Source organism: Streptomyces zaomyceticus (assembly GCF_014656215.1).
In the GTDB taxonomy this organism is placed as follows: Bacteria; Actinomycetota; Actinomycetes; order Streptomycetales; family Streptomycetaceae; genus Streptomyces; species Streptomyces zaomyceticus.
On sequence record NZ_BNBZ01000028.1, the window covers coordinates 1 to 24,193 of the forward strand.

Sequence of the window (24,193 nt, forward strand, 5' to 3'; positions counted from 1 at the left end):
GAAACGCCCGGTTACATTCCGAACCCGGAAGCTAAGCCTTTCAGCGCCGATGGTACTGCAGGGGGGACCCTGTGGGAGAGTAGGACGCCGCCGAACACCCGCCCTTTTAGCTCAGTCGGTAGAGCGTCTCCATGGTAAGGAGAAGGTCAACGGTTCGATTCCGTTAAAGGGCTCCAAGTAAGAAGGCCCCCGCCTTGTGGCGGGGGCCTTTTTGCGTTCCCGGACGGCCGGGCAACGGCCGGCGGTCCCCTTTCGGGGACCGCCGGGATCGTCAGCGGTTGTCCGGCTCGCGGAGGCGCATCGCGAGGATCGCCATGTCGTCGGAGGCCGGAGCCTGGGCGAAGCGCTCCACCGCGCGGAGCACCCGGGCGGCCACCGCACCGGCCGTCAGGCCCGTACAGGTCTTGAGGACCTCGGCCAGGCCGTCGTCGCCCAGCATACGGGTGCCCTCACGGCGTTCCGTCACGCCGTCCGTGACACAGAGGAGGACGTCCCCGGGGTCGAGCGTGATGGTCTCCTCGTACAGCTCCAGGTCCTCCATGACGCCGAGGAGCGGCTGGGGTTCGGCCGCAGAGCTGACCGAGCCGTCCGGGCGGAGGCGGAGCGGGAGGGGATGGCCGGCGCAGACGACCTTGAGGATCGCGGAGCCGTCCTCCTGCGGGCGCATCTCGCCGTAGAGGAGAGTGAGGAACCGGCTGCGGGCGCCCTCGTCGAGGATCGCGGCGTTGAGGCGCTCCAGGACGGCGGGGCCGCCGAAGCCCTCGCGGGCCAGCAGGCGCAGCGCGTGGCGGGCCAGGCCGGTGACGGCGGCGGCCTCGGGACCCGTACCGCACACGTCGCCGATGGCGAAGCCGTAGGCGCCGTCGCGGATCGGGAAGAGGTCGTAGAAGTCGCCTCCGACCTCGTTGCCCTCGCCGGCCGCGCGGTAGATGACGTCCACCTCGACGCCGGGGATCTCGGGGAGGCCGGGCGGGAGGAGACTGCGCTGGAGGGACTGGCTGATCGCCATGCGCTCCGAGTACAGACGGGCGTTGTCCAGGGCGAGGGCGGCCCGGCGCGAGAGGTCCTCGGCGAGCTCCAGGATCTCCTGGCGGAAGTGGTCCTCCGAGGGCCTGCCGAGGGTCAGCATGCCGATGACCCGGTTGCGGGCGACCAGCGGCAGGACGACCGTCTCGCCGGCGACCGCGCTCGCGGTGGCCAGGGTGGTGTCGATGCCGGAGGACAGCGGGCTCGTGGGGTGGCCGAGGGCGCGGACCGAGGCGCTGAGCGCCGCCCGGTGGGCGGCGTCACCCGGCGCGGTCCAGACCCGGGCGCCGGGGGTCGGCACCGGGTCCGGCGGGGCGATGGACGAGAGCAGTTCCTTGAGGCCGTCGATGCGGTCCTCGTCCTCGTGGAGCACGTACGAGAGGTACGGGTCGGACGTCTGGTCGGCGATCGTGTAGACCGCGCACCAGGTCGCGAGGGTCGGGACCGTCATCTGGGCCATCAGGGCGAGGGTCTGGTCGCGGTCGAGGGTGCCGGCCAGGAGGTCGGAGGCCTCGACGAGGAAGCTGAGGGAACCGCGGCGCAGACGTTCGAGTTCGCCGAGGCGGGCGGACTCCACGGCCAGGGCGATGCGGTCGGCGGCGAACTGGAGGCGGAGGGCCTCTTCGTTGGAGTAGCGGTTCGCGGTCTCGGCGGCCACGCCCAGGGAGCCGGTGAGGCGGCCCTCGACCTTGAGCGGGACGGTGACCACCGAGCGCATGCCGGTGGCTTCGAGGAGCGGGACGGCGCCGGGGACGGCCGCCAGGTCCTCGTGGACCGCGGGCATCCGGGCGGAGCCGTAGCGGCTGGCGCCGGTCTCGACGGGGACCCGGGCGAAGCGCTGGCGGGCGGCGGGGAGGCCGGTGGTCGCCCGTACCTCCAGTTCCGTCTCGTCGTCGGTGGCGAGGAGCAGGAAGGCGGCGTCGCCGTCGAGCATGTCGCGGGCGCGTTCCACCGTGCGCTGGAGGAGGCCGTCGAGGTCGTCGGGGGCCGGGGAGCCGATGAAGACCTCGAAGGGGTCGACGCTGCGGCTCTCGGAGCCCGGTTCGGCGGCGGGGCGCTGCGGGGTCTGGAGGACGGCCCGCTCGTGCTCGCGCACCAGGAGGCAGACGGTGGAGGGTTCGCCCTGGGCGTCGCGGACCCGGAGGTGCGCGGCGTAGACGGGGATGACGCGGCCGTCGGCGCAGCGGATGCCGTAACTGCCCTCCCAGCGGGAGAGGCGGAGGGCCTCCGCGAGGCCGGTGCCGATGCCGGGAGTGTGGGGCCAGGCGGCGAGGTCGCCGAGGGGTTTGCCGGTGACCTGCTCGGAGTCGTACCCGAAGAGTTCCTCGGCGTCCTCGTTCCAGGCGGAGATGGCTCCGCCGCGGTCGATCTGGACGACGGCCACGCGGACGCGGCTGTCGGTGACCGGGAGGAGCGCGTCGGGGAGGACGGGGCCCGCGGAGCGGGTGCCGACCGGGCGCTGGGCGAGGTCGAGGTGGAACCAGACATGCTTGCGGGTGGGGGAGTAGTCGACTCCCCAGCGGTGGGCGAGAGCGGCGCAGAGCAGGAGCCCGCGGCCGTTCTCGCGGTCCGGGCTGCCGAGGGTGCGGCCGCTCTGGACGGGGATCTCGCGCTCGGGGTAGCGGTCGGCGACCTCGACGCGGATGCTGTCCTCGGCACGGAGGCAGAGGACCTCTGCGGAGGTGCCGGCGTGGATGACGGCGTTGGTGACGAGCTCGCTGGTGAGGACGACGGCGTCGTCGACGAGTTCGGGGTGTCCCCAGCCCTGGAGGGTGTCCCGGACGAAGGCGCGGGCGGCCGCGACGGACCGCCCGACGGGCTCGAAGCTGGCAGTCGCCCGCGCGGTGATCACAGCACTCCTCGTACGCGTCTCGACGCCCGGCTCTGCCATGCTCGGTCTGTCCCTCCCACTGCCCGGTGGTCGTGCGCGCACCACACCGCCCCCGCCGGGCGGACCGGGGCGGTTGGACAGCCGGAAGCCAGGTTACTTACCTTCGCTGTCCGAGCGGATGCCGGTCATCGCTGAATCCGTCCCCAGGGGGTAGGGACGCTGTACGAAGCTGCCGAACTGTTATCGCCTGGTTCGGTCGCGGTGAAACACTGGGCAGGCTACCGGCGGAAGCCGGAGCGGTACGGTCGACCCCTTTCGGGAGGGACACGGTGGAACCTGGCACGGCGGCGCGTCGCGGCGGAGGCAGCGGTACGCGCACGAGGGGCGGGCGTTCCCGTGGGGGGACGGTGCAGGTGGACTCGGCGGCGCTGGAGCGTCTGCTGGGTGCGCTGGTGTCGATGCGGGACGGAAACCTCCGCAGGCGGCTGACGGTGTCCGGTGACGGGGTCATGGCGGAGATCTCCGCCGTGTTCAACGAGGTCGCCGACCGGCAGATGCATGTGACGGGGGAGCTGTCGCGGGTCCGCCGGGTGGTGGGGCGTGAGGGCAAGCTGTCCGAGCGTCTGGAGGCGGGGGCCGTCGAAGGAGCGTGGGCGGCGGCGATCGAAGCCGCGAACGCGCTCGTCGACGATCTGGCGCGGCCCGTGTCCGAGGTGGGCCGGGTGCTGTCGGCGGTGGCCGAGGGCGATCTGGACCAGCGGATGGATCTGCGTTCGGAGGGTGCCGACGGGGCGGTGCGGCCGCTGCGCGGGGAGTTCCTGAAGGTCGCGCGTACCGCCAACAACCTCGTGGACCAGCTGTCGGTGTTCGCCTCCGAGGTGACCAGGGTCGCCGTCGAGGTGGGTACGGACGGCAAGCTGGGCGGGCAGGCGCAGGTGCGCGGGGTCTCCGGTTCGTGGAAGGACCTCACCGACTCCGTCAACACGATGGCGAACCGGCTGACGGCCCAGGTGCGGGACATCGCGCTGGTGACGACGGCGGTCGCGGACGGTGATCTGTCGCAGAAGGTCACGGCGAACGTCGCCGGCGAGATGCTGGAGCTGAAGAACACCGTCAACCGGATGGTGGACCAGCTGTCGTCGTTCTCCTCCGAGGTGACCCGGGTCGCCCGCGAGGTGGGTACCGAGGGCGAGCTCGGCGGCCAGGCCGAGGTGGCCGGCGTCGCCGGTGTGTGGAAGGACCTCACCGACTCCGTCAACACGATGGCCGGCAACCTGACGAACCAGGTGCGGGGCATCGCCGAGGTCACGACGGCGGTCGCCAACGGTGATCTGTCGCAGAAGGTACGGGTGTCGGCGCGCGGTGAGATCGCGCAGCTGGCGGACACCATCAACCAGATGACGAAGACGCTGCGGATCTTCGCCGACGAGGTGACCCGGGTGTCCGGCGAGGTCGGCGCGGAGGGTCTGCTCGGTGGTCAGGCGCAGGTGCCGGGGGCGGCGGGGACCTGGAAGGACCTCACCGACTCCGTCAACACCGTCTTCCGGAACATCACCACGCAGGTGCGGGACATCGCGCAGGTGACGACGGCGGTCGCCAACGGTGACCTGTCGCAGAAGGTCACGGTCGACGTGGCCGGCGAGATGCTGGAGCTGAAGAACACCGTCAACACGATGGTCGACCAGCTGTCGGCCTTCGGTTCCGAGGTGACCCGGGTGGCCCGGGAGGTCGGTGTCGAGGGTCTCCTCGGCGGTCAGGCCGAGGTGCCGGGGGCCGCGGGAACGTGGAAGGACCTCACCGACTCGGTGAACACGGCCTTCCGCAACCTGACCGGCCAGGTGCGGGACATCGCGCAGGTGACGACGGCGGTCGCCAACGGCGATCTGTCGCAGAAGGTCACGGTCGACGTGGCCGGCGAGATGCTGGAGCTGAAGAACACCGTCAACACGATGGTGTCGCAGCTGTCGTCGTTCGCGGACCAGGTGACCCGGATGGCCCGGGACGTGGGCACGGAGGGCCGCCTCGGCGGTCAGGCGCGGGTGGACGGTGTCTCGGGGCGCTGGCGGGAGCTCACCGACTCGGTGAACTTCATGGCCGGCAACCTGACCTCGCAGGTGCGGCAGATCGCGCAGGTGACGACGGCCGTGGCCCGGGGCGATCTGTCGCAGAAGATCGACGTGGACGCGCGGGGCGAGATCCTGGAGCTGAAGAACACCATCAACACGATGGTCGACCAGCTCTCCGCCTTCGCCGACCAGGTGACCCGGGTGGCCCGCGAGGTGGGCACCGACGGGCGGCTCGGCGGTCAGGCGCAGGTGCCGGGTGTGGCCGGCGTGTGGCGTGATCTGACGGATTCGGTGAACGGCATGGCCGGGAACCTGACCACTCAGGTGCGTAACATCGCGCAGGTCGCCACGGCGGTCGCCCGGGGTGACCTGTCGCAGAAGATCGACGTGGACGCGCGGGGCGAGATCCTGGAGCTGAAGAACACCCTCAACACGATGGTGGACCAGCTCTCCAACTTCGCCGAGCAGGTGACCCGGGTGGCCCGCGAGGTGGGCACCGAGGGCATCCTCGGCGGTCAGGCCGAGGTGCAGGGTGTCTCCGGCACCTGGAAGGACCTCACCCAGTCCGTGAACTTCATGGCGAACAACCTCACCATCCAGGTGCGGAACATCGCCGAGGTCACGACGGCCGTCGCCAAGGGTGACCTGTCGAAGAAGATCACCGTCGACGCCCGGGGCGAGATCCTGGAGCTGGTGACGACCGTCAACACGATGGTCGACCAGCTGTCGAACTTCGCGGACGAGGTCACGCGGGTGGCCCGCGAGGTGGGTACGGAGGGCATCCTTGGCGGCCAGGCCCGGGTGCGGGGCGTCACCGGCACCTGGAAGGACCTCAGCGACAACGTCAACTTGATGGCCAACAACCTGACCAGTCAGGTGCGGAACATCTCCCGGGTCTCCGCGGCGGTGGCCAACGGCGATCTGACGAAGAAGGTGACGGTCGAGGCGCGCGGCGAGGTCGCCGAGCTCGCCGAGACCGTCAACACGATGGTGACGACCCTGTCGTCCTTCGCGGACGAGGTCACGCGGGTGGCCCGCGAGGTGGGTACGGAGGGCGAACTGGGCGGCCAGGCCCGGGTGCCGGGAGTCTCGGGCACCTGGAAGGACCTCACCGAGTCGGTGAACTCGATGGCCTCCAACCTGACCGGTCAGGTGCGTCAGATCGCGGCCGTCACCACCGCCATCGCCAAGGGCGATCTCACCAAGAAGATCGACATCGACGCGCGGGGTGAGATCCAGGAGCTGAAGAACACCATCAACACGATGGTCGACCAGCTCTCCAACTTCGCCGAGGAGGTCACGCGGGTGGCCCGCGAGGTGGGTACGGAGGGCATCCTCGGCGGCCAGGCCCGCGTCCGGGACGTCGACGGCACCTGGCGGGACCTGACCGAGTCCGTGAACGAGATGGCCGGGAACCTGACCCGCCAGGTGCGGGCCATCGCGGCCGTCGCCACGGCGGTCACCCGGGGCGACCTCAACCTCAAGATCGACGGTGTCGACGCGGCGGGCGAGATCCAGGCCCTCCAGGACAACATCAACACGATGATCGCCAACCTGCGCGACACCACCCTGGCCAATGAGGAGCAGGACTGGCTCAAGGGCAACCTGGCCCGGATCTCCGGCCTCATGCAGGGCCGGCGGGACCTGGACGACGTCGCCTCGCTCATCATGAGCGAGCTGACGCCGGTGGTCTCGGCCCAGCACGGCGCGTTCTTCGTGGCGATGCCGACCGGCTCCGCCCACAGCGACGCCGAACTCGTCGGTGAGGGCGACGGCTCGTACGAGCTGCGGATGCGCGGGAGTTACGGGTACTCCGCCGGTTCCATGCCGACCTCGTTCCGTCCCGGCGAGACCCTCATCGGGACGGCGGCCGACGAGAAGCGGACCATCCAGCTCAATGTGCCGCCGGGCTATCTGAAGATCTCCTCCGGGCTCGGCGAGGCCGCGCCCGCGCATGTGATCGTGCTTCCGGTGCTCTTCGAGGGCAAGGTCCTCGGTGTGATCGAGCTGGCGTCGTTCCAGCCGTTCACGCAGATCCAGCGGGACTTCCTCAACCAGCTCGCCGAGCTGATCGCCACCACGGTGAACACGATCAGCGTCAACACCAAGACCGAGGTTCTGCTCCAGCAGTCGCAGGAACTCACCGAGCAGCTCAAGGAGCGCTCGGCCGAGCTGGAACACCGGCAGAAGGAGCTCCAGGGCTCCAACCTGGAGCTGGAGGAGAAGGCCGAGCTGCTCGCCCGGCAGAACCGCGACATCGAGGTGAAGAACACCGAGATCGAGGAGGCCCGGCAGGTGCTGGAGGAGCGGGCCGAACAGCTCGCCGTCTCCATGCGCTACAAGTCCGAGTTCCTCGCCAACATGTCGCACGAGCTGCGGACCCCGCTCAACTCCCTGCTGATCCTGGCCAAGTTGCTCGCCGACAACGCCGAGACCAACTTGACGCCCAAGCAGGTCGAGTTCGCGGAGACCATCCACGGCGCGGGTTCGGACCTGCTCCAGCTGATCAACGACATCCTCGACCTGTCCAAGGTCGAGGCGGGCAAGATGGACGTCTCGCCGACCAGGATCGCGCTCGTCCAGCTCGTCGACTACGTGGAGGCGACCTTCCGGCCGCTCACGGCGGAGAAGGGGCTCGACTTCTCGGTGCGGGTCTCGCCCGAGCTGCCGGCCACGCTCCACACCGACGAGCAGCGACTGCTCCAGGTGCTGCGCAACCTTCTGTCCAACGCGGTGAAGTTCACCGACACGGGCGCGGTCGAGCTGGTGATCCGGCCCTCCGGCGCGGATGTGCCGCAGTCGATCCGGGAGCAGCTCCTTGAGGCCGGTTCGCTGCGCGATCCGGAGGCCGATCTGATCGCGTTCTCGGTCACCGACACCGGGATCGGGATCGCGGCGAGCAAGATGCGGGTCATCTTCGAGGCGTTCAAGCAGGCCGACGGCACGACCAGCCGGAAGTACGGGGGTACGGGTCTGGGTCTTTCGATCAGCCGGGAGATCGCGCGGCTGCTCGGCGGCGAGATCTTCGCGGCGAGCGAGCCGGGCCGTGGTTCCACGTTCACCCTCTATCTGCCGCTGAGCCCGACCGAGCTTCCGGTGGGCGCCTACGGGCAGGAGTCGCAGGACGTCGACGACCCGCAGCAGGGCATCGAGGGGTCGGCCGCGGCCGTCCACCCCTTCCCGCACTTCCCGCCGCCGCCCGTGCGGACGGAGGCGCGGTCCGGGGCCGGGGCGCTGTTCAGGCACCGGCGGAAGGCCGCGGCGGAGTCGACCGGGGCGCGGACCGCTGCGCCGGGGCAGCCGGGCCAGCAGGTCGCGGCGGACCGGGTCGAGCCGGAGGCGGAGCCCGCGCCGCGCCGTACCTTCGGCTTCTCCGGCGAGAAGGTGCTGATCGTCGACGACGACATCCGTAACGTCTTCGCCCTCACCAGCGTCCTGGAGCAGCACGGGCTCGCGGTGCTGTACGCGGAGAACGGGCGGGAGGGCATCGAAGTCCTGGAGCAGCACGACGATGTGACGATCGTCCTGATGGATATCATGATGCCGGAGATGGACGGTTACGCGACGACGACCGCGATCCGGCGCATGCCGCAGTTCGCGGGGCTGCCGATCATCGCTCTGACGGCGAAGGCGATGAAGGGCGACCGGGAGAAGGCCATCGAGTCCGGTGCCTCGGACTATGTGACCAAGCCGGTCGACCCCGATCACCTGCTGTCCGTCATGGAGCAGTGGATGCGGGGGGAGTGACCGTTCGGCGGGCCCGTGGCGAGGGGGTGACTCAGCTCCACGGGCCCGTCCCGGGGTGTTCCACGGGCCCGGGGCCCTCTCTGACGGGCTGTCGCCAGGGGGGTGTGAGAGGGCGGGATACGGGGAACCTTCTGGTCTCCCACCGCGTTTCCGGTACGTGCACAGTGACATCGCGGTGACAGGGTGTGGCGACGGGCGGGGTGCGGCTACGATGACCGGCACAAGGACGGACGGCGTCAGGGAGTCGTCTTCTGGGGCGGCGCCCGGTGCCACCCCCGGTTTCGACAGCCGGGGAGAACCGTTGCCGGGGCGAGGAGGACGGGGCATGGTGCAGAAGGCCAAGATCCTCCTGGTCGATGACCGGCCGGAGAATCTGCTGGCGCTGGAGGCCATTCTCTCCGCGCTCGATCAGACGCTGGTGCGGGCATCGTCCGGGGAGGAAGCGCTCAAGGCGCTGTTGACGGACGACTTCGCGGTCATCCTGCTGGACGTCCAGATGCCGGGGATGGACGGATTCGAGACCGCCGCGCACATCAAGCGGCGCGAGCGGACCCGGGACATTCCGATCATCTTCCTGACCGCCATCAACCATGGTCCCCACCACACCTTCCGTGGGTACGCGGCCGGGGCGGTCGACTACATCTCGAAGCCGTTCGACCCGTGGGTGCTGCGCGCCAAGGTCTCCGTCTTCGTTGAGCTGTACATGAAGAACTGCAAGCTGCGCGAGCAGGCCGCGCTGCTGCGACTGCAGTTGGAGGGCGGCGGCGAGGGCGGCCAGGGCAAGGAGTCCGCCGGTCTGCTCGCCGAACTCTCGGCGCGGCTCGCGGCGGTCGAGGAGCAGGCGGAGGCGCTGTCCAAGCAGCTCGACGACGACTCCGCCGACGCGGCGGCCGTCGCCACCGCCGCGCATCTGGAGCGCAAGCTGACCGGGCTGCGACGCGCCCTGGACGCCCTGGAGCCGGGTACCGGCGCCGCGCCCACCCTGCCCGCCCAGGGCTGACGTTTCGTCACCGACGGTTCGGGGCCGTCCTGATCCGGTGGAAACCGCGTGATACGGCGTCAGCCCTGCGCCCCGGCAGGGGCGACACGAACGGGTGAGGCGGACAGCCGCTCCCCACACCGGTAACCTCGGCATCATGGCTTCACGTACGTCCGGCAAGGGTTCCCAGGGCACGGCGGGCACCGCCAAGCCGCGCGCCGGCCGTACGGCGGGCGCCGCGAAGAAAGCGGCACCCGCGAAGTCCCCCGCCAAGCCGCCCGCGAAGAAGGTGCCGGCCAAGAAGGCCGCGCCCGCCAAGCGGGCGCCCGCGCGGAAGACGACCGCGAAGAAGGCCGCGCCCCGGCCCGCACCGTCCCCGACCGGGGGCATCTACCGGCTCGCGCGCGGCGCCTGGCTCGGCCTCGCCCACGCGGTCGGGGCGATGTTCCGGGGGATAGGGCGTGGCGCCAAGGGCCTCGACCCGGCCCATCGCAAGGACGGGCTCGCGCTGCTCCTGCTCGGCCTCGCGCTCATCGTCGCGGCGGGCACCTGGTCCAACCTCCGCGGCCCGGTCGGCGACCTCGTCGAGATGCTGGTCACCGGCTCCTTCGGCCGCCTCGACCTGCTCGTGCCGCTGCTCCTCGGCGCGATCGGCATCCGGCTGATCCTCTACCCGGAGAAGCCCGAGGCCAACGGCCGGATCAGCATCGGCCTCTCCGCCCTCGTCATCGGCGTCCTCGGACAGGTGCACATCGCCTGCGGCTCACCGGGCCGCGGTGACGGCAGCGAGGCCATGCAGGACGCGGGCGGCCTCGTCGGCTGGGCCGCGTCCCAGCCCCTCGTCTTCATGATGGGCGAGGTCCTCGCCGTACCGATGCTGGTGCTGCTCACCGTCTTCGGGCTGCTCGTCGTCACCGCCACCCCGGTCAACGCGATCCCGCAGCGGCTGCGCGCCCTCGGCGCGAAGCTCGGTCTCGTCGAACCCGCCCAGGACCCGGCCGGAGCCGAGGCCTACGAGGGCCACGAGGACCACGAGGGGTACGACGAGGAGTGGCGGGACGCCCGGCCGCAGCCCCGGCCCGTACGGCGCCGCGGTCCGGCGGAGCCGTACGACGTGGACCGGGCCGAGGCCGAGATGCTCGACCGGCGGAGCCGTTCGGCACGCCGAACGGCCGAACGCTCCGACGTGGACCACGGCCTGGACCCGGTGGACGTCGCGGCGGCCGCGGCCGCCGCGCTCGACGGAGCGGTGCTCAACGGCATGCCGCCCTCCCCGATCGTCGCCGACCTGACCAGGGACGTCACCGCCGACCGGAAGGCCGCCGTGGCCGCCGCCGCGAAGGCCGCCGCCGAGGCCGCGGAGACGGCGGCGGAGACGGCGGCGCCGGCCGCTCCCGTACCGCCGGCCCGCGGGGGAGAGCGGCGGCCCGGCGGAGGCGTACCGGATCTGACCAAGCCGGCGCCCGAGCCGACCGATCTGCCGTCCCGGGCCGAGCAGCTCCAGCTGTCCGGCGACATCACCTACTCCCTGCCGTCGCTCGACCTCCTGGAGCGGGGAGGGCCCGGCAAGACGCGCAGCGCCGCCAACGACGCCGTCGTGGACTCCCTGTCCAATGTCTTCACCGAGTTCAAGGTCGACGCGGCCGTCACCGGCTTCACCCGGGGGCCGACGGTCACGCGGTACGAGGTCGAGCTCGGCCCCGCCGTGAAGGTCGAGAAGATCACGGCGCTGACCAAGAACATCGCGTACGCCGTGGCCTCCCCGGACGTACGGATCATCTCGCCGATCCCCGGCAAGTCCGCGGTCGGCATCGAGATCCCGAACAGTGACCGGGAGATGGTCAACCTCGGCGACGTGCTGCGGCTCGCCGCCGCGGCCGAGGACGACCATCCGATGCTGGTGGCGCTCGGCAAGAACGTCGAGGGCGGCTACGAGATGGCCAACCTGGCGAAGATGCCGCACGTCCTGGTGGCCGGTGCCACCGGCTCCGGCAAGTCCTCGTGCATCAACTGCCTGATCACTTCGATCATGATAAGAGCGACTCCGGAGGACGTCCGGATGGTCCTCGTCGACCCCAAGCGGGTCGAGCTCACGGCGTACGAGGGCATCCCGCACCTGATCACCCCGATCATCACCAACCCCAAGCGGGCCGCCGAGGCCCTCCAGTGGGTGGTGAAGGAGATGGACCTCCGCTACGACGATCTGGCGGCCTTCGGCTACCGGCACATCGACGACTTCAACCAGGCGATCCGGGACGGGAAGATCAAGCTGCCCGAGGGCAGCGAGCGGGAGCTCAACCCGTACCCGTACCTGCTCGTCATCGTCGACGAGCTCGCCGACCTGATGATGGTGGCGCCCCGGGACGTCGAGGACTCGATCGTCCGCATCACGCAGCTCGCGCGCGCCGCCGGCATCCACCTCGTGCTCGCGACCCAGCGGCCGTCCGTCGACGTCGTCACCGGCCTCATCAAGGCCAACGTGCCCTCCAGGCTCGCCTTCGCGACCTCCTCGCTCGCCGACAGCCGGGTCATCCTCGACCAGCCGGGCGCGGAGAAGCTCATCGGAAAGGGTGACGGTCTGTTCCTGCCGATGGGTGCCAACAAGCCCGTCCGCATGCAGGGCGCCTTCGTCACCGAGCACGAGGTCGCGGCCGTCGTGCAGCACTGCAAGGACCAGATGACCCCGGTCTTCCGGGAGGACGTCACCGTCGGGACCCGGCAGAAGAAGGAGATCGACGAGGACATCGGCGACGACCTCGATCTGCTGTGCCAGGCCGCCGAACTGGTCGTCTCCACACAGTTCGGCTCCACGTCGATGCTCCAGCGGAAGCTGCGCGTCGGCTTCGCGAAGGCCGGACGTCTGATGGACCTCATGGAGTCGCGGAACATCGTCGGGCCGAGCGAGGGCTCCAAGGCGCGGGACGTGCTCGTGAAGCCCGACGAGTTGGACGCGGTCCTCGCCGTCATCCGCGGGGAGTCGGACACCCCCTAGGCCGTCTCTCCCGGATCTCGCCCGACCCGCGAGGTCCGGAAGAGGCGACCCGGGCGGCGGTGGGAGTAGGGGCCGGGGAGCGGGGTACCCGATCGAGACCTGGCCGAGACTCACTCGTAAGGGAACGGAGGGCAACCGTTTCCCCTGGCCGTACGTCAAGTTGAGCGGTGGGACAGAAGGATGTCCCAGCCTCATGGCGTACAAACAGCACCCGCCCGGTTGCCCCACCCTTTCGTACCACCCATAGACTGAACGTCCAGCAGGTGGCTACACGCTCGAAAGGCGCTCTCGTGTCCATCGGCAACTCCCCCGAAGACGACCGGATCTTCCCGGCAGACGACCGGGACTCGATCGGTCGCGCTCTCCAGCAGACCCGCATCGCCGCCGGTCTCACCGTCGAAGAGGTCAGTGCCTCCACCCGTGTCCGGATCCCGATCGTGCACGCGATCGAGGAGGACGACTTCTCGCGCTGCGGCGGAGACGTCTACGCCCGCGGGCACATCCGTACCCTCGCGCGCGCCGTCGGCCTCGATCCCGCTCCGCTGATCGAGCAGTACGACGCCGAGCACGGCGGTCGTCCCGCGCCCACCCCCGCCGCCCCGCTGTTCGAGGCGGAACGTATCCGCCCCGAGCCGCGTCGGCCCAACTGGACCGCCGCGATGGTCGCGGCCATCGTCGCCGTCGTCGGTTTCGTCGGCTTCACGATGTTCGACGGCAACGAGGCGACGAAGGGCACCGCCACCGCCGAAGGCGGTCCGGCGCCCGCGCCCGAGAAGGCGACGTCCGCCGCCAAGCCGAAGCCGGTCAAGCCCGTCGCACCGAAGCCCACCGAGAGCGCGATCGCCGCGGTCCCGCAGGACAAGGTCACGGTGAAGCTCACCGCCACCGAGGGCAAGAGCTGGATCTCGGCCAAGGCCGCGAACGGCAAGCTCCTCTTCGACGGGCTGCTCCTGGACGGTGAGTCCAAGACCTTCCAGGACGACGAGCGGGTCGACCTCGTCCTCGGCAACGCCGGCGCGATCGAGCTCTACGTCAACGGCAAGAAGGTCGCCGACACCTTCGAATCCGGCCAGGTAGAGCGGCTCTCGTACAGCAAGGGCGACCCCGAGGCCGGCTGAGCCCCGCGGCGCGGCGGTCGGAGCGAAGGCCGCCGCGGCCCGTGATGTGACCTCTGTCGCGCAGGTGAACCCTGCGCGACGGGGGAACGGCCGGGACGAAGTAGTCTTGAGTCCATGCCCGAACGCCGTACCGTCGCCCTTGTCACTCTTGGCTGCGCCCGTAACGAGGTGGACTCGGAGGAGCTCGCAGGCCGCTTGGCAGCGGACGGCTGGGAGCTCGTCGAGAACGCCGAGGACGCGGATGTAGCCGTCGTCAACACCTGTGGATTCGTCGAGGCCGCCAAGAAGGACTCCGTCGACGCCCTCCTCGAAGCCAATGATCTGAAGGACCACGGCAGAACCCAGGCCGTGGTCGCCGTCGGCTGTATGGCCGAGCGATACGGCAAGGAGCTCGCCGAAGCCCTCCCGGAGGCCGACGGCGTCCTCGGCTTCGACGACTACTCCGACATCTCCAACCGCCTCCAGACCATCCTCAGCGGTGGCAGTGTCGAGGCGCACACCCCGCGTGACCGGCGCAAGCTGCTGCCGCTCTCGCCCGTGGAGCGCCAGGAGGCCGCCGCCGCGGTGGCCCTCCCGGGACACGGCATCGTGGACGCCCCCGAGAACGTGCCGAGCGACCTGCCGGACGGTCTCGCGCCCGCCTCCGGGCCGCGTGCGCCGCTCCGCCGCCGGCTGGACGCCAGCCCCGTCGCCTCCGTGAAGCTCGCCTCCGGCTGCGACCGGCGCTGCTCCTTCTGCGCCATCCCCTCCTTCCGCGGCTCCTTCGTCTCGCGCCGTCCCTCCGACGTGCTCAACGAGACGCGCTGGCTCGCCGAGCAGGGGGTCAAGGAGGTCATGCTGGTCTCCGAGAACAACACCTCCTACGGCAAGGACCTCGGCGACATCCGGCTCCTGGAGAGCCTGCTGCCCGAGCTGGCCGCCGTGGACGGCATCGAGCGCGTCCGCGTCAGCTACCTCCAGCCCGCCGAGATGCGCCCCGGCCTGATCGACGTCCTCACGTCGACCGAGAAGGTCGTGCCGTACTTCGACCTGTCCTTCCAGCACAGCGCCCCCGACGTGCTGCGGGCCATGCGCCGCTTCGGTGACACCGACCGCTTCCTGGAGCTCCTGGAGACCATCCGCTCCAAGGCCCCGACGGCCGGTGCCCGCTCCAACTTCATCGTCGGCTTCCCCGGCGAGACCGAGGCGGACTTCGCCGAGCTGGAACGCTTCATCACCCACGCGCGGCTCGACGCCATCGGCGTCTTCGGCTACTCCGACGAGGACGGCACCGAGGCCGCCGGGTACGAGCACAAGCTCGACCAGGACGTCGTCGACGCACGCCTCGCCCACCTCTCCCGGCTCGCCGAGGAGCTCACCGCCCAGCGCGCGGAGGAGCGGATCGGAGAGACCCTTGAGGTACTGGTCGAATCCGTGGACGAGGAGGACGGCGTGATCGGCCGGGCCGCCCACCAGGCGCCCGAGACCGACGGCCAGGTGGTCCTCACCACGGCCGGCGGCGCGAGCCCCGACCTGACCCCGGGCCGTATGGTCATGGCGAAGGTCGTCGGCACGGAAGGCGTCGACCTGGTGGCCGAGTGTCTTTTCGAGGAGGCAGCCAGATGACCGGAGTCCCGGCATCCGCGACGAACGGGACCGGTAGGCCGGCGCCCCGCGGCAAGCTGGGCTCGGCGGCCGTCAATCAGGCCAGCCTGTGGAACATCGCCAACATCCTGACCATGATCCGGCTGGTGCTCGTGCCGGGCTTCGTCCTGCTCCTCTTCCAGGACGGCGGTCACGACCCCGCGTGGCGCGCCTGGGCGTGGGCGGCGTTCGCCGTCGCCATGATCACGGACGTCTTCGACGGACACCTCGCCCGGACGTACAACCTGGTGACGGACTTCGGGAAGATCGCCGACCCGATCGCCGACAAGGCGATCATGGCGGCCGGACTCGTCTCGCTCTCCCTGCTCGGGGATCTCCCCTGGTGGGTCACCGGGGTCATCCTCGCCCGTGAGCTGGGGATCACCCTGATGCGGTTCTGGGTGATCAGGCACGGGATCATCCCCGCCAGCCGGGGCGGGAAGATGAAGACGCTGGCCCAGGGCACGGCGGTCGGCATGTACGTGCTGATGCTCACCGGACCGCTGGCCACCCTGCGCTTCTGGGTGATGGCGCTGGCCGTCGTGCTGACGGTCGTCACCGGACTCGACTACGTACGCCAGGCGGTCGTGCTCCGCCGCAAGGGCCTCGCCGACGAGCGGGCCGCCGCGCGGTCGGAGGCGGCGACGCGATGAACGGGGCCGCCCGGGTGCTGGCGCTGCTCGCGGAGCGTGGTCACACGCTGGCCGCGGCGGAGTCGCTCACGGGTGGTCTGGTGGCCGCGGAGCTCACCGGCGTGCCCGGTGCCTCGGCCTCCTTCCGCGGGTCCGTCACGGCCTATGCCACGGCCCTCAAGCAGGATCTGCTCGGTGTCGACGCGGCCCTGCTCGCGGAGCGCGGAGCGGTGGATCCCGAGGTCGCACTGCAGATGGCGGCCGGTGTACGGGCCGCGCTCGGCGCCGACTGGGGGATCTCGACCACCGGCGTCGCGGGCCCCGAACCGCAGGACGGTCAGCCCGTCGGAACCGTCTACGTGGCCGTCGCGGGACCGGTCGAGACGGGCGCCCGCGCCGGGAAAGTGGTCTCGTTGAGGTTGAACGGCGACCGTGCGGACATCCGTAGAGAGAGCGTACGGAGCGTGCTGGAGCTGCTCCATGAGGAACTCTCGGGAAATGCGCGGGCACAGGATACGGAACACAACGGGGGGAATTGATGTTTGCAGCCCTGAGTGAACACGACATCGCTCCCCGCACGGCCGCAGCGCGAGGCGGTACGGTGGGGCGTGAAGGATGCGGCTACGCGGTCCGAGGAGGGAGCCACCGATGATTCTGCTCCGTCGCCTGTTGGGTGACGTGCTGCGTCGGCAGCGCCAGCGCCAAGGCCGTACTCTGCGCGAAGTCTCCTCGTCCGCCCGAGTCTCGCTCGGCTATCTCTCCGAGGTGGAGCGGGGGCAGAAGGAGGCTTCCTCCGAACTGCTCTCCGCGATCTGCGACGCGCTGGACGTACGGATGTCCGAGCTCATGCGTGAAGTGAGCGACGAGCTGTCACTGGCCGAACTGGCCGAGTCGGCAGCGGCGAGCGAACCGGTGCCGACGCCGGTACGCCCGATGCTCAATTCGGTGTCGGTGACATCGGTGGCAGGTGTGTCCACCACCGGGCGGGTGACCATCAAGGCGCCCGCGGAAGCGGTCAACGTCGTTGCCGCCTGATCCGTCGCTGCCCGAACCGAAGCGGGGAAGAGCCCCGGTCGGTGCCTCCAGGTGAGGCGCTGACCGGGGCTTTTCGCTTTTCTCCCGAGCGGGCGGCGATTTGTCTGAGATGCCGGGTTCCGGTGTGCCGTGCCATGGTGGGGAACGTACGACTGGGCCGTGTGCGCCGGGCTTGCCTCCGGTGCGCCCTCCCGCAGGGTGATCCTGCCGGTCTAGCGTCGACGGCAGGAGGCGGCCATGGTACGGCGACGGTTGCCGCCGGCAACGCTCGCGCTGGTCGCGATCGGGCTGGCGGCCGGGGGGCTCTGGTGGTGGGCGGTGCTGCGCCTGCTGCTCGCCCCGGGGGAGACCGGGCCGATCGAGGGAGCGGTCGCCGCGGGCGGCTGGGGGCTGAGTCTGCTGCCGGTGCACGTGGCCGCCTCGTCGGGGCGGCCGGGCCTGCTCGCCCGGCACGTCACCAGGGCATCGCGACGCCGCCGTTGGGGCGCAGGATCTGGCCTGTCGTGAACGCGGAGGCGTCGGACGCGAGGTGCAGGACGGCGTGCGCGATGTCCTCGGCCTCCCCGACCCGGCCCAACGGTGAGTGGCGGATCATCGCGGCCTCCGCCTGCTGCTGGGCGGCCGGCTCGTGCCGGTCCGTCATGGGGGTGCGGACCCAGCCCGGAGCCACCGCGTTCACCCGGATGCCGTGTCGGCCCGCCTCCGTCGCCAGCGTCTTCGTCAGCTGGACCACGGCCGCCTTGGTGACGCTGTAGCAGAGCAGCCCCGGGCTCGCGGTGTCCATCGCACCCGACGCCATCGTGACGATCGAACCGGGGACGCCGGCGGCGATCATCGAACGGGCCGCCTCCTGGCACGCGTAGAGCACGCCCTTGAAGTTGACGGCGAGAACACGGTCGAGATCCTCGTCGCGGGTCTCCAGGACCGAGCTGGTGTGCATGATCCCGGCGACCGCGGCCATGACGTGGAGCGGGCCCGCCGCGCGGACGGCGGCGGCGAGGGCGGGCCGGTCGGTGACGTCGAGGGGGTGCGCGTGCGCGGTGCCGCCGTCGAGGGCGATCAGGCGCGCGGTCTCCGCGAGGCCCTGCTCGTCGCGGTCCGCGCCGTGCACGGTGGCGCCGGCCCGGGCGAGGAGGAGCGCCGTCGCGCGGCCTATGCCGCCGGCGGCGCCGGTGACGAACGCGGTGCGGCCGGTGAGGTCGTATGCGGGGAGCGGTGTTGTGGTGCGGGCCTCGACGGGGTGGGTCGTCGTGTCGCTCGTGCCCGTGGTGTTCGTGCCCGTGGTGTTCGTCGGGCCTGTCCCGTCCGGTGTGACCGCCGCGCCCGTCGTGTTCGTCGTGCCCGTCGTGTTCGTCATGGTCGGACCGTACGACCGGATCTGACGGTCCGTCAATTAGTGGGCGGATGCGCGGAGGTCGGGGTGCTGTCGTCGGGGCCCCGCTGGCAACCGGGGCACCAGTACGTGACCCGGTCGCCGAGCTCCGCCCTGCGGATCGGGGTGCCGCAGCGGAGGCACGGGTGTCCCGCCCGGCCGTAGACGTGGAGGGGGACGCCCGGTCGGCGCGTGGTGGTCGTGCGCCGGTCGGGGCGGGCCTTGTTCGCGTCCAGGAGGCGGTGGGCGGTCGCCACCAGACGGGCGGGGACCTCGGGGTCCAGATCGCCGACCGGGAGCCAGGGCGTCACACCGGCAAGGAAGGCCAGCTCCGACTTGTACACGTTGCCGATGCCGGCCAGGTTCCGCTGGTCGAGCAGGGCCTCGCCGAGCGACCGGGCGGGGTCCGCGGTCAGCCGTCGGGCCGCCTCCTCGGCGTCCCAGCCCGGTCCCAGCAGATCCGGGCCGAGGTGGCCCACGGCGCCCGGCTCGTCCGCGGTGCGGATGAGCTCCAGGACCGGGAGCCGGTAGCCGTACGCCGTGGATTCCGCGTTTCCGAGGATCGCCCGGATCTGGTGGGCGGGGCCGCCGCGGGGACGTTCCCCTGTGGCGTACACCCGCCAGGCGCCGTCCATCCGCAGATGGGAGTGGAGGGTGAGACCGCCCTCGATCCGGGCGAGGAGGTGTTTGCCGCGCGGGGTGACGTCGAGGAGCGTCCGGCCGGTGAGGTCGGCGGTGGCGAACCGGGGCACCCTCAGGTCCGCGCGCGTGAGGACCCGCCCGGCCAGGGCGGTGTGCAGGCGGTGGGCGGCCTGCCAGACGGTGTCTCCTTCGGGCACGGTTCCATTCTGCTCGGTGGGGTGCGCGTGCGGGTGGAGGAGGCGCTCGGGGCGGGTGGGTGCGGGCGGGGGCGGGTGCTCGGGTCGGCAGGGCCTCAGGCGCGGAGGCGGAGGCCCCGGGGGGTGGCCAGGAAGCCCGCTGCTTCCAGGGGGCGGGCCAGGGGGGAGGTGAGGGACGTCGCGCCGTTGATCCGTTCCACCGTCACCGTGCCGAGAGTGCCGGCCCGGGCCGACGCGGCCAGGGCCTCGGCCGCCGCCGTCAGCGTCGGGTCGTCCGGGTCCGAGGGCCAGGACAGCAGCGTCTTGCCGCCCCGCTCCATGTAGAGCGCGAGTTCGCCGTCCACCAGGACCACCAGGGAGCCCGCCTTCCGTCCCGGCTTGTGCCCGGCGCCGGTCGGCGGCTCGGGCCAGGACAGGGCCGCCCCGTACGCGTTCGCCGGGTCCGCCGCCGCCAGCACCAGCGCGCGCGGACCCGCCGCCGACTCCACGCCCCGGTCCCGGGCGGTCGACGCGGCCCGCAGCCGGTCCACCGCCCCGTCCATCGCGAACTGGGCCGCGCCCAGTCCCTCGACCACATAGCCCCGCCGGGCCTGTCCGCTGTCCTCGAAGGCGGCCAGGATCCGGTACACGGCCGAGAAGCCGCCCTCCACGCCCTCGGTGGCCACCGCGCCCCGGGTCACCACACCGTGCCGGTCCAGGAGGGTACGGGCGAGGGCGTGCGCCCGGTGGGTCGGCTCCGGTTCGAGTGCGGGCAGCAGCGACCAGCGGCCGGAGACCGTGGGCGGGCCCGTGCGGGAGGCGGGGCGGGCGGCGGCCGTCAGCGTGCCGTACCGGCCCCGCGGGACCGTGCGGCGCGCCCGGTGGGCGGTGGATCCGGCGGTGCGGCCCGAGCCGAGGAGCGCGCGCAGCGGGGCCAGGGTGTCGTTGGTGAGCCGGCCCGACCACGCCAGGTCCCAGAGGGCGTCGGCGAGCTGCGGGTCGGTGGCGTCCGGGTGGGTGGTGGCCCGGACCTGGTCGGCGATCTGGCGGAAGAACAGGCCGTACCCGCCGGAGAGGGTGGTGAGCACCGACTCGTGGAGGGCCGACAGCTCCAGCGGATGCGGTGGCGGGAGGAGGAGCGGCGCCGCGTCCGCGAGGTACAGCGACACCCAGCCGTCCTTGCCGGGCAGGGCCCCGGCTCCCGCCCAGACCACCTCGCCGGTGGTCGTCAGCTCGTCGAGGAGGGCCGGGGAGTAGTCCCGGACCCTCGACGGCAGGATCAGCTTCTCCAGGGCCGAGGCGGGGACGGGCGCGCCCTGGAGCTGCTCGAGCGCGCGGGCAAGACCGTCGATCCCGCGCAGGCTGTTGCCTCCCAGGTGCTGCCACTGCGGCAGGAACGTGGCGAGGGCCGCCGGGGGCACCGGCTCCAGCTCGTGGCGCAGGGCCGCGAGGGAGCGGCGGCGCAGCCGGCGCAGCACGGTCGCGTCGCACCACTCCTGGCCGATGCCGGACGGGTGGAACTCGCCCTGGACGACCCGCCCCGACGCGGCGAGCCGCTGAAGGGCGCCGCCGGTGACGGCCGCGCCCAGACCGAAGCGGTCGGCGGCCTCGGAGGAGGTGAACGGGCCGTGGGTGCGTGCGTACCGCGCGAGGAGGTCGCCCAGCGGGTCCTTCACCGGCTCGGTGAAGGCCTCCGGCACGCCGACCGGCAGGGCCGTGCCCAGGGCGTCCCGGAGCCGTCCGGCGTCCTCGACGGCCGCCCAGTGCTCCCGACCCCCGATCCGCACCCGGATCGCCCGGCGGGCCGTCCCGAGCTCGGACGCCCAGCCCGCGTCGGCGCCGCGCTCGCCCAGCTCCGCGTCGGTGAGCGGGCCCAGGACCCGCAGCAGGTCGGCGACGCCCTCCACGTCCTTGATCCGCCGGTCGTCCGTCAGCCACTGGAGCTCCCGCTCCAGCTCGGCCAGGACGTCCGCGTCGAGCAGCTCCCGCAGCTCCGCCTGGCCGAGCAGCTCGGCGAGCAGACGGGAGTCCAGGGAGAGGGCGGCCGCCCGCCGCTCGGCGAGCGGGGAGTCGCCCTCGTACAGGAACTGCGCCACGTAGCCGAAGAGCAGGGAACGGGCGAACGGGGACGGCTCGGGGGTGGTGACCTCGACCAGGCGGACCCTGCGGGCCTCGATGTCCCCCATCAGCTCCTTCAGACCGGGGAGGTCGAAGACGTCCTGGAGGCACTCGCGGACCGCCTCCAGGACGATCGGGAACGAGCCGAACTCGCTCGCCACCTGGAGGAGCTGGGCCGCCCGCTGCCGCTGCTGCCAGAGGGGGGTGCGCTTGCCCGGGTTGCGCTTGGGCAGCAGCAGGGCCCGCGCGGCGCACTCGCGGAAGCGGGACGCGAACAGCGCGGAGCCGCCCACCTGGTCGGTGACGATCTGCTCGATCTCGCCCTTGTCGAAGAGGGCGTCGGCCGCGCCGACGGGCGCCTTGTCGGCGTCGTACGTCGTGTCGAGATGTCGGCCCGGGTCGACCGGTTCGTGGTCCAGCAGGTCGAGGCCCATGTCCAGGCCCATCAGATCGGCGTCCGGCAGGCGCAGCACGATGCCGTCGTCCGCGTGCATCACCTGCGCGTCCATGCCGTACCGCTCGGCCAGCCGGGCGCCGAGCGCCAGCGCCCACGGCGCGTGGACCTGCGCCCCGAACGGCGAGTGGATGACGACCCGCCAGTCGCCCAGCTCGTCCCGGAAGCGCTCGACCAGGATCGTGCGGTCGTCCGGCACATGACCGCAGGCCTCGCGCTGCTCCTTGAGATACGCCAGGACGTTCTCCGCGGCCCAGGCGTCCAGTCCCGCGGCGAGCAGTCGCAGCCGGGCGTCCTCGTCCGGGAGTGCGCCGACCTCGCGGAGGAACGCGCCCACCGCCCGCCCCAGTTCGAGCGGACGGCCCAGCTGGTCGCCCTTCCAGAACGGCAGCCGGCCCGGAACGCCGGGCGCGGGGGTGACGAGGACGCGGTCCCGGGTGATGTCCTGGATCCGCCAGGAGGTGGTGCCCAGGGTGAACACGTCGCCGACGCGCGACTCGTACACCATCTCCTCGTCGAGCTCCCCGACCCTGCCCCCGCCCTTCTTGGGGTCCGAGCCCGCGAGGAACACCCCGAACAGGCCCCGGTCGGGGATGGTGCCGCCCGAGGTGACGGCGAGGCGCTGCGCGCCCGGCCGCCCCGTGACCGTCCCGGCGACCCGGTCCCAGACCACGCGCGGGCGCAGCTCGGCGAAGGCGTCCGACGGATAGCGGCCCGCGAGCATGTCGAGCACACCGGTGAACGCCGACTCGGGCAGCGAGGCGAAGGGGGCCGCCCGGCGCACCAGCGCCAGCAGGTCGTCCACCTGCCATGTGTCGAGGGCGACGACGGCGACCAATTGCTGGGCCAGGACGTCCAGCGGATTGGCGGGGATCCGCATCGACTCGATCGCGCCCGCTCGCATCCGCTCGGTGACCACGGCCGCCTGCACCAGGTCGCCCCGGTACTTGGGGAACACCACGCCGGTCGACACCGCGCCGACCTGGTGCCCGGCGCGGCCGACGCGCTGCAGCCCGGAGGCCACCGACGGCGGGGACTCGACCTGCACGACCAGGTCGACCGCGCCCATGTCGATGCCCAGCTCCAGGCTGGAGGTGGCCACCACGGCGGGCAGTCGGCCCGCCTTCAGGTCCTCCTCCACCTGGGCGCGCTGCTCCTTCGACACCGAACCGTGGTGGGCGCGGGCGAGCAGCGCCGGGGCGCCCAGGGCCGCCCCCGACTGGGCCATGATCTCGGCCGGGGGAGTCCCTTCGGGGAGGGGTTCGCCGGTCGCCCGCTCGAAAGCGATCTCGTTCAGCCGGTTGCAGAGACGCTCGGCGAGACGGCGGGAGTTGGCGAAGACGATCGTGGAACGGTGGGCCTGGACGAGGTCGGCGATCCGCTCCTCGACATGCGGCCAGATCGACGGCTTGTCGCCGCCGTCCTTGCCCTCGGAGGCGGGGGAGCCGCCCAGCTCCCCCATGTCCTCGACGGGGACGACGACGGAGAGGTCGAACTCCTTCCCCGACGGCGGCTGGACGATCTCCACCGCACGCCCCGGCGACAGATAGCGGGCCACCTCGTCCACCGGGCGGACCGTGGCCGACAGGCCGATCCGGCGCGCGGGACGCGGCAGCAGCTCGTCGAGCCGCTCCAGGGAGAGGGCCAGGTGCGCGCCCCGCTTCGTGCTCGCGACCGCGTGGACCTCGTCCAGGATGACCGTCTCCACGCCCGCGAGTGCCTCACGGGTGGCGGAGGTCAGCATCAGGAACAGCGACTCGGGAGTGGTGATCAGGATGTCCGGCGGCCGGGTCGCCAGCGACCGGCGCTCGGCGGGCGGGGTGTCTCCGGACCGGATGCCGACCCGGATGTCCGGCTCGGGCAGACCGAGACGCACCGATTCCTGGCGGATACCGGTCAGCGGCGAGCGCAGGTTCCGCTCGACGTCCACGGCGAGGGCCTTCAGCGGCGACACGTACAGCACCCGGCAGCGCTTCTTCGGCTCGGCCGGCGGGGGCGAGGAGGCCAGCCCGTCCAGCGAGGCGAGGAACGCGGCCAGTGTCTTGCCCGAGCCGGTCGGAGCGACGACGAGCACGTCGGAACCCGCCCCGATGGCCTTCCAGGCGCCCTCCTGCGCCGCCGTGGGCGCGGTGAAGGCCCCGGTGAACCAACCACGGGTCGCGGGGGAGAACGAGTCGAGCGCGGACCTGACCATGTCCCCCATCGTGCACCCGAGCACTGACAACCGCCGGGACCTGGGGATATTCGGCGGCGGCCGGAGCCGCGTCCGGTGCGGAGGGCGAGGATGGGGCGGGCGGCGTGGGCGGTACGGGCGGCGATGGTGTGGGCGGTGCGGCCCCGGACCGGTGCCTGGCCTCGGCGTGCCCGGCCCCACGGCGCTGC

General features: G+C 71.8%; 13 protein-coding genes, 1 tRNA gene and 1 rRNA gene. 11 read left to right on the forward strand and 4 right to left on the reverse strand.

Annotated elements, in window-relative coordinates; genetic code table 11:
* Both rrf and IE311_RS28385 read left to right on the forward strand, forming a co-directional pair.
* Positions 1-96: ribosomal RNA gene (rrf, locus tag IE311_RS28380) — 5S ribosomal RNA — on the forward strand; the annotation flags it as partial.
* A 4-nt stretch (positions 97-100) separates the two neighbouring features.
* Positions 101-176 (forward strand) — tRNA-Thr (locus IE311_RS28385).
* Positions 177-271: 95 nt separating this feature from the next.
* On the opposite strand, the gene IE311_RS28390 is transcribed toward IE311_RS28385, so the two are convergent.
* Positions 272-2,917: a SpoIIE family protein phosphatase gene (locus IE311_RS28390; RefSeq protein WP_189834695.1), complete on the reverse strand. Its 2,646-nt coding sequence runs from the start codon at positions 2,915-2,917 to the stop codon at positions 272-274.
* A 269-nt stretch (positions 2,918-3,186) separates the two neighbouring features.
* On the opposite strand from IE311_RS28390, the gene IE311_RS28395 reads away from it, so the two are divergent.
* From IE311_RS28395 to IE311_RS28435, 9 genes are all read left to right on the forward strand, one after another.
* Positions 3,187-8,670, forward strand: a complete 5,484-nt coding sequence (locus IE311_RS28395; RefSeq protein WP_189834696.1) for a HAMP domain-containing protein — start codon at positions 3,187-3,189, stop codon at positions 8,668-8,670.
* Positions 8,671-8,995: 325 nt separating this feature from the next.
* Complete coding sequence (locus IE311_RS28400) at positions 8,996-9,670, forward strand: response regulator (RefSeq protein WP_189834697.1); 675 nt, start codon at positions 8,996-8,998, stop codon at positions 9,668-9,670.
* Between the two features lie 136 nt (positions 9,671-9,806).
* Entirely contained in the window at positions 9,807-12,641 is a 2,835-nt protein-coding gene (locus IE311_RS28405) for a DNA translocase FtsK (protein WP_189834698.1), read from the forward strand.
* A 290-nt stretch (positions 12,642-12,931) separates the two neighbouring features.
* On the forward strand, positions 12,932-13,759 hold the full coding sequence (locus IE311_RS28410; RefSeq protein ID WP_189834699.1) for a helix-turn-helix domain-containing protein: 828 nt from the start codon (positions 12,932-12,934) through the stop codon (positions 13,757-13,759).
* 114 nt (positions 13,760-13,873) lie between these two features.
* Complete coding sequence (rimO, locus tag IE311_RS28415) at positions 13,874-15,364, forward strand: 30S ribosomal protein S12 methylthiotransferase RimO (protein ID WP_189834700.1); 1,491 nt, start codon at positions 13,874-13,876, stop codon at positions 15,362-15,364.
* Entirely contained in the window at positions 15,361-16,035 is a 675-nt protein-coding gene (gene pgsA / locus IE311_RS28420) for a CDP-diacylglycerol--glycerol-3-phosphate 3-phosphatidyltransferase (RefSeq protein WP_189834701.1), read from the forward strand. Before rimO ends, pgsA begins: the two co-directional genes overlap by 4 nt.
* Entirely contained in the window at positions 16,032-16,553 is a 522-nt protein-coding gene (locus IE311_RS28425; protein ID WP_189834702.1) for a CinA family protein, read from the forward strand. The genes pgsA and IE311_RS28425 overlap by 4 nt, the downstream gene beginning before the upstream one ends.
* 109 nt (positions 16,554-16,662) lie before the next feature.
* Entirely contained in the window at positions 16,663-17,049 is a 387-nt protein-coding gene (locus IE311_RS28430) for a helix-turn-helix domain-containing protein (protein WP_189834703.1), read from the forward strand.
* Positions 17,050-17,286: 237 nt separating this feature from the next.
* A complete protein-coding gene (locus IE311_RS28435; RefSeq protein WP_189834704.1) occupies positions 17,287-17,556 on the forward strand; it encodes a hypothetical protein in 270 nt (89 codons plus the stop codon).
* Here the strand turns inward: IE311_RS28435 and IE311_RS28440 are convergent.
* The 3 genes from IE311_RS28440 to IE311_RS28450 form a co-directional block, all read right to left on the reverse strand.
* On the reverse strand, positions 17,504-18,406 hold the full coding sequence (locus tag IE311_RS28440; protein WP_229902219.1) for an SDR family NAD(P)-dependent oxidoreductase: 903 nt from the start codon (positions 18,404-18,406) through the stop codon (positions 17,504-17,506). The two genes, IE311_RS28435 and IE311_RS28440, sit on opposite strands and share 53 nt — an antisense overlap.
* A gap of 32 nt (positions 18,407-18,438) precedes the next feature.
* Positions 18,439-19,260 carry an Fpg/Nei family DNA glycosylase gene (locus IE311_RS28445; protein ID WP_189834705.1) on the reverse strand — a complete coding sequence of 274 codons (822 nt, stop codon included), beginning with the start codon at positions 19,258-19,260 and terminating at the stop codon, positions 18,439-18,441.
* 95 nt (positions 19,261-19,355) lie between these two features.
* The gene (locus IE311_RS28450) at positions 19,356-24,005 is read right to left on the reverse strand and encodes an Lhr family ATP-dependent helicase (protein ID WP_189834706.1); all 4,650 of its coding nucleotides are present in this window, start codon (positions 24,003-24,005) and stop codon (positions 19,356-19,358) included.
* Positions 24,006-24,193 lie beyond the last annotated feature (188 nt).